Genomic DNA, 12,111 nt, shown 5'->3' with positions numbered 1-12,111 from the left:
CGCATGCACTCTTCCTTTGATTCTCTGATAAAACAGTATCCCTTCCCCATTGCTGAACAGCTGCGCCACTGGGCGGCTCGCTATCCCTCGCGAATTGCTGTCGTTGATGCCAAAGGCTCGCTGACCTACAGCGCGCTCGATCTTCGGGTCGATGAGCTTGCTGCAGGGTTATACTCGCTGGGTTTGCGTCCGGGAGAACATGTGCTTATCCAACTCCCCAACGGCAACGCATTTGTGATCCTGCTGTTCGCGCTGTTAAGACTGGGCGTTATCCCTGTTCTGGCGATGCCCTCGCAGCGGGCGCTGGATATTGACGCGCTGATGGCGCTGGCGCAACCGGCCGCTTATGTGATTCACGGAGAAAGCCACGCGGACCTGGCCCGCCAGATGGCGCGCAAACACGCCTGCCTGCGGCAAGTTCTGGTCGCAGGTGAGACCGAAGGCGACGATTTTACGCCGCTCTTCTCGCTGCGCGGCGAACGGCAGGCGTGGCCGCAGCCCGATGCTGCCGGCACCGCGATGCTGCTGCTCTCAGGCGGCACCACCGGGACGCCAAAGCTTATCCCGCGACGGCACGCTGACTATAGCTATAACTTCAGCGCCTCCGCCGAACTGTGCGGCCTTAAGCCACAGAGCGTGTATCTCGCCGTCCTCCCCGTGGCGCATAACTTTCCGCTGGCCTGCCCCGGTATTCTGGGAACCCTTGCCTGCGGCGGAAAGGTGGTATTGACCGACAGCGCCAGCTGCGATGAGGTGATGCCTTTAATCGCTGAACAAGGCGTGACCCACGTCGCCCTGGTACCGGCGCTGGCGCAGCTCTGGGTGCAGGCCAGAGAGTGGGAAGACAGCGATCTCTCTTCGCTACGCGTCATTCAGGTGGGCGGCGCCCGGCTTGACCCAACGCTTGCTGAGCAGGTTATCTCGACGTTTGATTGTCCCCTGCAACAGGTATTCGGTATGGCGGAAGGCCTGCTCTGCTTTACCCGGTTGGACGATCCTCTGGCCACCGTTCTCCACAGCCAGGGGCGCCCTATGTCTCCCCTGGATGAAATTCACGTCGTTGACGAAGAGGAGAACGACGTTGCGCCCGGCGAAACCGGACAGTTATTAACGCGCGGTCCTTATACTATTACGGGCTATTATCGCGCTCCCGAGCACAATGCGCGGGCCTTTACCGCGCAAGGATTTTACCGTACGGGCGACAATGTCAGGCTCGATGAGGCGGGAAATCTGTACGTTGAGGGGCGTATAAAAGAGCAGATCAACCGCGCCGGAGAGAAAATAGCCGCTGCGGAAGTGGAATCGGTGCTGATGCGTCTGGAAGACGTAAAGGATTGCGCCGTGGTCGCCGCGCCGGACACGCTGCTTGGCGAGCGGATATGCGCGTTTATCATCGCGCAACGCACTCCCTCTGACTATCAACAGCTGCGTCAAAAGCTGGTCCGAATGGGGATCAGCGCGTGGAAGATTCCCGATCAAATTGAGTTTCTGACCCACTGGCCGCTCACCGCCGTCGGCAAGGTAGATAAAAAGCGCCTGACGGCGCTCGCCATTGAGCGTTATCGCCATTCAGCCCAATAAGCGCCCCGCTACCCGAAACAGGTGGAAATAAACCCGTTTCGGGTAGCAGTGCAATTAGAAATAGTTATCATTTTCAATTCACCATTATCGGTATTTTGGCGTCTCGCCGTTTTTCAGGGATTCATAACAATGAAAATGACACGGTTTTATCCTCTGGTTCTGGGGGGATTTTTACTCCCGGCCGCTGCTCATAGCCAAACCTCACAGCAAGACGAAAGCACGTTGGTGGTCACCGCCAGCAAACAGTCTTCCCGCTCGGCATCAGCCAATAATGTCTCTTCTACCGTTATCAGCGCGACGGAGTTAAGCGACGCGGGCGTTACCGCCAGTGACAAACTCCCCAGAGTGTTGCCTGGGCTGAATATTGAAAATAGCGGCAACATGCTTTTTTCAACGATCTCCCTACGCGGCATCTCTTCGGCCCAGGACTTTTATAACCCCGCCGTTACCCTGTATGTCGATGGCGTCCCGCAGCTTTCGACCAACACCATCCAGGCGCTGACCGATGTGCAAAGCGTGGAGCTGCTGCGAGGACCGCAGGGCACCTTATATGGCAAAAGCGCCCAGGGCGGGATCATTAACATCGTCACCCAGCAGCCGGACAGCACGCCGCGCGGCTATATTGAAGGCGGCGTCAGCAGTCGTGACAGTTATCGAAGCAAACTCAACCTGAGCGGCCCGATTCAGGATGGCCTGTTATACGGCAGCGTGACCCTTTTACGCCAGGTTGATGACGGCGAGATGATTAACCCCTCGACCGGTAGCGATGATTTAGGCGGTACCCGCGCCAGTATCGGGAATGTGAAACTGCGTCTGGCGCCGGACGACCAGCCCTGGGAAATGGGGTTTTCCGCCTCGCGCGAATGCACTCGCGCTACACAGGATGCCTACGTGGCATGGAATGATCTCAAGAGCCGTACGCTGTCTCTCGGCGAGGGTTCACCGGACCCGTACCTACGGCGCTGTACTGACAGCCAGACGCTAAGCGGTAAATACGCTACCGATGACTGGGTTTTCAATCTGATCGGCGCCTGGCAGCAGCAGAATTATTCCCGGACCTTCCCTTCCGGCTCGTTGATCGTCAATATGCCCCAGCGCTGGAACCAGGATGTGCAGGAGCTACGCGCCGCCACCCTCGGCGATACGCGTACCGTGGATATGGTATTTGGGTTGTACCGGCAGAACACCCGCGAAAAGCTAAATTCCTCCTACGATATGCCGACGATGCCCTATTTAAGCAGCACCGGCTATACCACCGCTGAAACCCTTGCCGCCTACAGCGATCTGACCTGGCATTTAACCGAACGTTTTGACATCGGCGGCGGCGTGCGTTTCTCGCATGATAAAGCCAGCACGCAGTATCACGGCAGCATGCTGGGAAACCCATTTGGCGACCAGGGTAAAAGCAATGACGACCGGGTGCTCGGACAGCTCTCCGCAGGCTATCTGCTGACCGACGACTGGCGAGTATATACCCGCGTCGCCCAGGGATATAAGCCTTCCGGATATAATATAGTGCCTACCGCAGGTCTTGATGCCAAACCGTTCAACGCGGAAAAATCCATCAACTATGAAATTGGCACCCGTTACGACACCGCCGATGTCACGCTGCAAGCCGCCACCTTTTATACCCACACCAAAGATATGCAGCTCTACTCTGGCCCGGTCGGAATGCAGACCTTAAGCAATGCGGGGAGAGCCGACGCCACCGGCGTTGAGCTGGAAGCGAAATGGCGGTTTGCCCCCGGCTGGTCATGGGATATCAATGGCAACATGATCCGTTCCGAATTCACCAACGACAGCGAGTTGTACCACGGCAACCGGGTGCCGTTCGTACCGCGTTACGGCGCGGGAAGCAGCGTGAATGGCGTGATTGATACGCGCTATGGCGCACTGATGCCCCGGCTGGCGGTTAATCTGGTGGGGCCGCACTATTTCGATGGCGACAACCAGCTGCGGCAAGGCGCCTACGCCACCCTGGACAGCAGCATTGGCTGGCAGGCGACGGAACGGATGAATATTTCCGTCTATGTCGATAACCTGTTCGACCGTCGTTACCGTACCTATGGATATATGAACGGCAGCAGCGCCGTCGCGCAGGTTAATATGGGCCGCACCGTCGGTATCAATACGCGAATTGATTTCTTCTGATCCAACGATCCAGGGATGCAATAATCGCATCCCTGTCATCACCGAATTTAACTCGTTGACGTCCGGAAAACGCCTGGGACAACCCCAGCCAGCAACAAAACCTATATTGTCACTGGCCGGCCTTGAAGATAATTCCATCGGCCTGCTGCTGCCGAAGGAATTCACCGCTTACTTCGCCGGAATAATCAGCACCTGGCCCGGATAGATTTTATCGGGATGCGTCAGCATCGGTTTGTTGGCTTCAAAAATACGTTGGTAGTCATTAGCAGAGCCATACATCGCTTTGGAGATGGCGCTCAGGGTGTCGCCGGATTTCACCGTATAATAACGACTTTCCGCCCCGCTTTGCGTCACCTTCACGCTGTCATTAACCTGACCAACGCCGGTGACGTTACCTACCGCCACCAGAATTTTTTCCTTATCTTCTTGCGAACCGACATCGCCGGTAACCGTCGCGGTGCCGTCGTCCGCAACATCAATATTGACCTTTTCGGCACCGGGCAGATTTAGACCATCAATATGTTTTTTCAGCTTGTCGGCCTTATCTTCCTTGCTGCCGCCGGAGACGGCGTCCCATATTTTCTCGCCCGCTTCTTTGACAAAATTTAATAATCCCATCGTTCCATACCTCCATTACTGTTTCACGATCAAATATTCATCAGACCGGTTAAGCCCATTTCCAGGATGTCGGTTCTGCTACCCCAGAGCGGCAACCGCCTGAAGCAGCACAACCTGCCATCAAAGTATAATCAATAAGCGTCAACGTGCAGGATATTTGCCCGGATACGGCAGGAAAATCGGCACTCTGCCCAGTGGGCATGACATAAAATCAGGCGTTAACCCGCAGTGATGGCGAAAACGGCTCAGGTCGGGACAATCAGCTGCAGGCCTGGATAGCGCAGCAGCCAGCGTTTTTCCGCGACGCGCTGGCTGAAAATAGCCAGCTTATGCTGCGCAAATACCGGCGTGGGCCGCAGACGGAGTGCAAACAGATCGTCCAGCCCGTAGGGCGCAATAACCTCAATAAGCCCTGAACGTCCCATTCTGACCGCGATAGCCGTCGCCGTTTCAGGCCAGTACAGCAACGCATTCTCCGTGGAGTGATAAGGTTTATTACCGTTACGTTGATGCATTCTGGCCTGATTCTTCACCGACCAGTTAAAGGCGGATGATTGCTGGCTCAGCCTCTCTTCCAGTGCCCTATCGTCGGCGGCGCTGCCGCTTTTCGCGTCGAACCAGACAACATCCACATCACCCGAAACTGGCCTTTGCCCGTAGCCGTGCAGATGATCCCAGACCGCATCCCTGACAAAGCCGGCGCCAATCCAGCCATCGCTGAGTTCCAGCGCCTGAACGGCGTACAGCGCGTTCATTCTTACCGGGTCGTTTAACAATAATCTCTGCAATTCATCCTGATAGTTCATGATTTCCCTGAAACGGTGATTAACCTGAGTATGCGTCCAATCATAGTATCAACGTTCAGGGGGCGCCGCTTCGGCGACCCCTTTGTTTAGCGCACGACTACTCCTCGTACGCAGCGTGATGGAAATCAATTTCCCACTGCAGCACATCGCCGTAAAGCGCCGACAGCGCCTGCTTTTCGCTTTCACTCAGCGCCATGGCGCAGCGGTCGAGTTCGTTCTTCAGCCAGAGCGCCTGCTGATAAAATTCGTCCTCCGCGTGCATTTCCACCCAGCGACGCACGTCCGCATCGCTCTGGTGATGTTCGCTCGCCCGTCGGCACCAGAAATAATACATCCACTCCGCACCGAACATCAGGGTAACGATCTGCTCATAGCTTCCCTGCCGGGCCGTTCGCAGCATGCCGTCGCGAAAGCGCCGCACGCCGGGCAGATCGTCCGGATAATCAGCGGGAGTTATCCGCCGTTCTGATAACACCTGTTCAAACCATGCAATCTGCGTGTCAACCAGGGCATTCAGGACGCCAATAAGCCAGCGCTGCTGATGAATACCCGGCGCCTTGCTAACCCCGAGAGCAAAAATCGCGATTGCCGTCGCGACAAAGTTGCCCTCAAACACCAGATAGCGGTTAAAGACGGCTGTCGGCAGACGATCCTGTTCGATATCAGTCACAAAACGGTGCTGCTGCATCGCCTGCCACGCCGTTTGATGTTCGCGCAGAAGGCGTTCGCTAAACGCTTCCATTATGCTTCCTCCAGCGCGGCCTGAGCGACCGACATAAAATGCTTCACCCGGGCCAGCTCAACATCGTTCCACCAGACGCCATCGACCTTCATCGTACTGGCCACAATGACCCCCTGGGTCCGCCCGAGGATCTGACTCACGTTGGCGGGCGTCACCCCGGAGCCCACCAGTAGCGGTAGCTCCGTCGCCGCGCGGATCTCGTCAATTTCCTCCATCGTTGCGCTATCGCCCGTGCGCTGGCCGGTCGCAATTACCGCGTCGGCCTCGAAGAAATCCACGTCGCGCGTGAGCTCCTGAATCGAACGATCGGCAACGATGGCGTGGCTACCGTGCTTGACGTGGCTATCGGCAAAGACGCGAATATGTTCAGCGCGCAGCATGCTGCGATAGCGCAGCGCCTTAGCGGCCGCCCCTTCAATAAATCCTTCGTTGGCGATATAGGCGTTGGCCCACTGGTTTACGCGGACGAAATCGGCCCCGCCCGCCAGGGCGATCGCCATCGCCGGGATCGCCGCGTTCGCCAGGACATTAATGCCCAGCGGCACACCAAAACGCTCGCGAACTTTCTCGGTAATCACCGCCATCAGCGCAGAGGTTTCATGACCGATATCCTCAGGTTTGGAAAAAGGAATATCACCATGGTTTTCAATAATCAGGCCGTGAACGCCGCCAGAAATATAATTTTCGGCATCGCGAAGTGCACGCTCAACAATACCGGGGACTGATTTGCCTCGATATTTCGGCGTACCGGGAAAAGGATCGCAATGAATAACACCAATAACAACTTTATTACGTGAAAAAATAGCTTGTATTGCATTCGTTTTTTCTGCTGAGATAGCAACCATCTTATCCATCCTGTTAAGGGAACACTATGCGTGTTTACGTTACTGGTAATATTACCGTAGATGAAACCTGGTCCATTCCGGATATACCGAAAAAAGGCGTGTCCATTCACGGCATTAAAGTTTCGCAGGATATCGGCGGTAAAGGCGCGAATCAGGCGATTATATTATCCCGCTGCGGAATCGACACGCGATTAATTGCCGCCACGGGAAATGACAGCAACGGCGAGTGGATCCGTCAGCAGATAAAAAATGAACCACTGACGCTACTACCCGACGCCCATTTCAATCAACATAGCGACACCTCGATTATTTTAAATAGCGCTGATGGCGACAATGCCATCATTACCACGACGGCCGCAGCCGATACGTTCAGCCTTGATGATATTATTCCGCATATGGCGGAGGCCGCTGCGGGCGATATTCTGCTACAGCAGGGCAATTTCTCCCTGGATAAAACCCGGGCGCTGTTCCAGTACGCCAAAGCCCGCGGTATGACAACGGTATTCAACCCCTCGCCTGTCAATCCTGACTTTTGCCATCTGTGGCCGCTCATCGACATCGCGGTGGTCAATGAATCCGAGGCCGAGCAGCTTAAGCCTTACGGCGTGAAAACCTTAGTGGTCACCCAGGGCGCGGCAGGCGCCTGGCTGGTTCAGGCGGGTCAGCGCCAGTTTTGCCCCGCCGTCCCCGCCGAGGCGCTAGACACCACCGGCGCTGGCGATACGTTCCTCGCGGTGATGCTGGCGTCCTCGATCCTGCGCAGCGTCGAGCCGGATGCGCTGGCGCTGGCGCACGCCAGCCGCGCTGCAGCCATTACCGTTAGCCGTCGGGGGACGCTCAGCGCGTTTCCCGACGGCCATGAACTCACCGCTCTGTTAGCCGTGAACGGCGCGCGCTGACCTACTTGAACAGCGAACGATAGGTATCGACGTTCGCTTTGGTTACCACCGTGGCCGGAACCAGAATGGTTTTCGGCACGGTTTTACCTGCAGTGATAGCGTTCAGCGCATTCAGGGCTTCGGCCCCCATCTTTTCCGGGTCCTGCTGCAGAACGGCGGTGACGTAGCCGCCGTCAATACCGGAAATCGCCTTCGCCGTCAGATCCCAGCCAAAGACTTTAATATCTTTCTGGCGCCCCTGGTTTTCCACGGCGGCGATAGCGCCCAGCAGAGCGGGTTCGCCAGTGGCATAGATCGCCGTCAGATCGGGGTTGCCGGTAATCAGGTTCTCCGCCGCGGTCATTGCTTTATCCTGTACGTTCTGGCCGTCGACGACGTTAGCGATGGTAATTTTCGGATTGCTTTTCAGCGTCTCTTCAAACCCTTTCTGCCGCTGGTTCTGAATGGCCGAGTTCAGCGCGCCGACAATACCCAGCCGCGCCTGGCCGCCCATCTCTTTCTGCACGTAATCCACGAAGTATTGACCAATAATTCTGCCACCTTCGATATTATCAACGCCAACCTGAGCCGCCTGCGGCCCGGCCGGTAATACGGCATCAATCGCAATCACTGGAATGTTAGCGGCGGCCGCTTCTTTTACCGCGGGCATAATTCCGTTAACGTCGATAGCGGCAACCAGAATGCCTTTAACGCCTTGCTGAATATAGTTTTCTATCGCGTCGTTTTGCGCCACGGGATTATCGTTAGAGTTAAAAATAACTAGATCCTTGCCGCTGGCTTTGGCCGCATCCTGCGCGCCTTTATTCATCAGATTAAAGAACAGGGCCTGCTGATTAATTTGTACCAGCGCATAAGTCGGACCGGCGGCGCCGGCGGCAGAAATAAAACTCATTGATGCCAGCATCGTGGTGGCAACAGCAAGTAAACGCAGTTTTCCGGTGTGAAATAACATCATCAGTATCCTCGTCGGGAATAGTTGATAGCCAGCAGAGTTCCGCGCCGCATGCGAACGCAGAAGGATTATTTTTTGGCGGGCAAATATCGTCTATATGGCCAGAACAATCATCGACCGTTCGGCGGATACCTGCTTAATTTCATTCCGGCAACCGGTCCGTGTCGGTGCGCGACTGGAATGAGTTAAACGGGTTTGGGAATGACCTCCCGGATGATGCGGTAAACTGCCTATACAATTCTCCGCAGATTAAAATTTGTCAAGCATTTATTTCCGGTTATTGTTAGCAGAGAAATTGCTGTATCCACCGCGCTTAACTATGTTACAGATAGCCGATTCTGGCAGAAATGGCGCAGGAAATGAGTATAAAACGCGTATTGTTATCCGATGTGGCAAAGCTGGCGGGGCTGTCGAAGTCAACCCTGTCGCGCTATATGAACAACAGTATTGTGCTACCGCAGGACACCATCGATCGCATCGAAACCGCCATTCGCGAACTGGACTATCGCGGCAATAGCCTGGCACGCCGTCTGAGCAAAGGCGGCAGCGAAACGCTCGGCCTGGTGCTCCCCGATATTACCAACCCCTTCTTTGCCGAACTGGCCGATGCCGCCGAAGAGGCCGCTTCTGCCAGCGGTTACAGCCTGGTGTTGTGTATCACCCGTAATAACCCGGAAAAAGAGTGCCAGTTTATCCGCTGGCTGGATACCTGCCAGGTCGACGGCCTGCTGTTCACCACCAACCGCCCCGATAACGGCCTGCTGCGCAAAGAAGTCCAGCGTCACGAACGCATTGTCCTGCTGGATGAAGATATTCCCGGCAGTAAGGTGCCGAAAGTGTTTGCCGATAACGTCCAGGGCGGGCGGATCGCCACCGAAAAGCTGATCGCCGCCGGGCATCGCCATATCGCTTTCGTCGGCGGCCCGGACAAGCTGATGAGCGTACGCGAGCGCTATCAGGGCTTCTGCACCGCGATGGAGCAGGCCGGCCTGAGCTGGCCGCCCGAATGGGTCATGTACGGTGACTACCAGCGCGAGTTTGGCCAGCAGGCGCTGCGGACCCTGTTCAGCCAGCCGGTTCGCCCGACCGCCGTCTTCGCCGCCAGCGACTATCTGGTGCTCGGCCTGCTCGACGGTCTGCGCGCCAGCGGGCTCCAGGCGCCGGAAGCGCTATCGTTAGTCGGCTTCGATGACGCCAACTATGCCGATTTTACCCAGCCGCGGATTTCCACTATCCGCCAGCCCGCCCGGGAACTGGGCCGCACCGCGGTGAACATCATGATGCGTCTGCTGAACGACGATCGGGACATCCCGGCGGAAACCCGCCTGCCGGTAGAGTGGATTGGCCGCGATTCGATCAAGATCTGTTAAGCACGTCCCAAAATGGCGCAAAAGCGCCCACTTTTGGCGCAAAAAACGATCAATTAACATTTTATTCACTATAATCAGTAAACCGGTTTACCGGAGCGTAATGAATAAACTCTATTTATTACATAAGGTTAAATCACAGGGCTGCTGTGTTGTTCCTGCCCTGGCACGGATGCTGCAATGTTCTTACTGGCGAACAAATATCTTACATAGCGTTTGTCCTGACTGTGCTGGCGAGTGCTCTATTCCGCAGGTAAACCGGTTTACTAGCATGTAAACCGTGTCGGATAGCATCTCTCCCGCAGGATGGCGAACATTTTCCCGGCAACAGCGATGGGAGTTATCAGATGCAGCAGCCACAAACTACCCCGCCAAGGGTGGAGATGATCAATATCACCAAGACCTACGGGTCGATACGTTCATTGCGCGGAGTCAACCTTGAGCTGGCTCCGGGCGAGGTGCTGGGCTTAGTGGGCGATAACGGCGCGGGGAAATCGACCCTGACCAAAGTGCTCTCTGGCGCGGTGATCCCCTCCAGCGGCACGATTCGTATCGACGGTGAACAGCAGCAGTTTACTAATCCGGCCGATTCGCGCCGCTGCCATATCGAGATGGTGTATCAGGATCTGTCGCTCTGCGACACGGTCGACGTCGCGGGTAATCTGTTTATGGGCCGCGAGCCGATGAAATCACTCCTCGGTATCCCCTTCCTCGATGAGGCAAGAATGCACGCCGATGCCAGGGAGATGCTAAAAGGGCTCGGGATCTCCATTCCCGATACCCGGCTGCTGGTGCGAAATCTCTCCGGCGGCCAGCGCCAGGCCATTGCCATCGCCCGCGCGGCGGCCTTTGACCCGAAGGTGCTGATTATGGATGAACCCACCGCCGCGCTGGCCGTCGCGGAAGTCGAAGCGGTGCTGGAGCTTATTCGCCGCGTTTCCGCTCGCGGGGTGAGCGTGATTCTGATTACCCACCGCCTGCAGGACCTGTTCCTGGTCTGTGACCGGATCATGGTGATGTATGAAGGTACCAACGTCGCCGACAGACGGGTGGCCGACACCAGCCTGAGCGATATCGTTAACCTGATTGTGGGCGAAAAATTCACCGCCCGCTCTGCGGCTGCACATTGAGGTAACAGGATGAGTATCATGAACTTAAGCAGCTCCCGCATGATCCAGCATTCGCTGCCGCGCCGCCTGCTGCATAACCACTCCGGCGTGGTCAGCATCGCGCTATTTTTCGTCTTCTGCTGCGTGGTGTTTTCGCTGATCACCAGCAACTTTCTCACCGGCACCAACTGGCTCAACATCATCCGTCAGAGCGCCCCGCTGCTGATTGTCGCGACGGCGATGACCCTGGTCATTACCACCGGCGGTATCGATCTGTCGGTGGGCTCCACCCTCGCGCTGGTCGGCGCGCTTTCCGCTATCGCCCTGAATAACTGGGGGCTGCCGTGGCCGGTGGTTCTGCTCGGCGGCCTGCTGCTCGGCGGATTGGTAGGCGCCATCAACGGCTTCTTTATCGCCTATGAAGGCATTCCGGCGTTTATCGTCACGCTCGCCACCCTGGCCGTGGTTCGCGGCATCGCGCTGCTGGTCACCCAGGGCTACTCGATTCCGGTTCCGGCTGACAGCCTGTTTACCTTTATAGGACGCGCGTGGGTAGTCGGTATCCCCATGCCCGCGCTGATCGGCATTATGATTCTGGTTATCGGGCATATTGTTCTCAATCATATGCGCTTTGGCCGCTACGTGACCGCTATCGGCGCTAACGCCGAAGGCGCGCGACGCAGCGGCATTAATACCAAAGCGGTCACCATGAAGGTCTATATCATCAGCGGGATGGCCGCCGCGCTGGCGGGGATGATCATTACCGCGCGCCTCGGCAGCGGCTCCTCCAACCAGGGAGAAGGCTTTGAACTGCAGGTTATTGCTGCCGTTGTGCTTGGCAGTACCAGCCTGTTTGGCGGCTTCGGTACCATTATCGGTACGCTGCTGGGCGCGCTGTCGATTGCGGTCATTCAGAACGGGCTGATCCTGTCGCATATTTCGCCGTTTTACACCCAGATAGCCACCGGCACCATTATCCTGCTGGCGATCTGGCTGAACACCCGCATTCTCAACCCCACGCGCTCCGCGGCAAAAGGATAG

At 56.5% G+C, this 12,111-nt stretch carries 11 protein-coding genes; 6 read left to right on the top strand and 5 right to left on the bottom strand.

The window, feature by feature from the left end; genetic code table 11:
- The first annotated feature begins 3 nt into the window (after window positions 1–3).
- Together ybtE and fyuA are read left to right on the top strand one after the other, a co-directional pair.
- Window positions 4–1,581: a yersiniabactin biosynthesis salycil-AMP ligase YbtE gene (ybtE, locus tag ACESQ2_RS08895; RefSeq protein WP_373170308.1), complete on the top strand. Its 1,578-nt coding sequence runs from the start codon at window positions 4–6 to the stop codon at window positions 1,579–1,581.
- Window positions 1,582–1,710: 129 nt separating this feature from the next.
- The gene (gene fyuA / locus ACESQ2_RS08890; RefSeq protein ID WP_049070582.1) at window positions 1,711–3,732 is read left to right on the top strand and encodes a siderophore yersiniabactin receptor FyuA; all 2,022 of its coding nucleotides are present in this window, start codon (window positions 1,711–1,713) and stop codon (window positions 3,730–3,732) included.
- A gap of 168 nt (window positions 3,733–3,900) precedes the next feature.
- On the opposite strand, the gene lysM is transcribed toward fyuA, so the two are convergent.
- From lysM to ACESQ2_RS08870, 4 genes are all read right to left on the bottom strand, one after another.
- A complete protein-coding gene (gene lysM, locus ACESQ2_RS08885; RefSeq protein WP_025106332.1) occupies window positions 3,901–4,350 on the bottom strand; it encodes a peptidoglycan-binding protein LysM in 450 nt (149 codons plus the stop codon).
- Window positions 4,351–4,595: 245 nt separating this feature from the next.
- Window positions 4,596–5,156: a nucleotidyltransferase family protein gene (locus tag ACESQ2_RS08880; RefSeq protein ID WP_154919103.1), complete on the bottom strand. Its 561-nt coding sequence runs from the start codon at window positions 5,154–5,156 to the stop codon at window positions 4,596–4,598.
- Between the two features lie 97 nt (window positions 5,157–5,253).
- Complete coding sequence (locus tag ACESQ2_RS08875; RefSeq protein WP_373170307.1) at window positions 5,254–5,898, bottom strand: TenA family protein; 645 nt, start codon at window positions 5,896–5,898, stop codon at window positions 5,254–5,256.
- Window positions 5,898–6,743, bottom strand: coding sequence for a BtpA/SgcQ family protein (locus ACESQ2_RS08870; protein WP_014229394.1), 846 nt, complete (start codon window positions 6,741–6,743; stop codon window positions 5,898–5,900). Before ACESQ2_RS08870 ends, ACESQ2_RS08875 begins: the two co-directional genes overlap by 1 nt.
- Window positions 6,744–6,769: 26 nt before the next feature.
- Here ACESQ2_RS08870 and ACESQ2_RS08865 point away from each other — a divergent pair, with 26 nt between their 5' ends.
- Window positions 6,770–7,642, top strand: coding sequence for a PfkB family carbohydrate kinase (locus ACESQ2_RS08865; protein ID WP_049070576.1), 873 nt, complete (start codon window positions 6,770–6,772; stop codon window positions 7,640–7,642).
- Window position 7,643: 1 nt separating this feature from the next.
- Here the strand turns inward: ACESQ2_RS08865 and ACESQ2_RS08860 are convergent, their stop codons facing one another.
- On the bottom strand, window positions 7,644–8,597 hold the full coding sequence (locus tag ACESQ2_RS08860) for a substrate-binding domain-containing protein (RefSeq protein ID WP_014229396.1): 954 nt from the start codon (window positions 8,595–8,597) through the stop codon (window positions 7,644–7,646).
- A 344-nt stretch (window positions 8,598–8,941) separates the two neighbouring features.
- Here ACESQ2_RS08860 and ACESQ2_RS08855 point away from each other — a divergent pair, with 344 nt between their 5' ends.
- The 3 genes from ACESQ2_RS08855 (at window position 8,942) to ACESQ2_RS08845 (ending at window position 12,111) form a co-directional block, all read left to right on the top strand.
- A complete protein-coding gene (locus ACESQ2_RS08855) occupies window positions 8,942–9,964 on the top strand; it encodes a LacI family DNA-binding transcriptional regulator (protein ID WP_046877940.1) in 1,023 nt (340 codons plus the stop codon).
- 380 nt (window positions 9,965–10,344) lie between these two features.
- Window positions 10,345–11,091 carry an ATP-binding cassette domain-containing protein gene (locus ACESQ2_RS08850; protein ID WP_162557591.1) on the top strand — a complete coding sequence of 249 codons (747 nt, stop codon included), beginning with the start codon at window positions 10,345–10,347 and terminating at the stop codon, window positions 11,089–11,091.
- A gap of 18 nt (window positions 11,092–11,109) precedes the next feature.
- On the top strand, window positions 11,110–12,111 hold the full coding sequence (locus tag ACESQ2_RS08845) for an ABC transporter permease (protein WP_014229399.1): 1,002 nt from the start codon (window positions 11,110–11,112) through the stop codon (window positions 12,109–12,111).

It is taken from the genome of Klebsiella sp. Q11, from assembly GCF_964241505.1.
GTDB classification, from domain to species: domain Bacteria; phylum Pseudomonadota; class Gammaproteobacteria; order Enterobacterales; family Enterobacteriaceae; genus Klebsiella; species Klebsiella michiganensis.
This window is presented reverse-complemented; position numbering and strand designations above follow the sequence as displayed.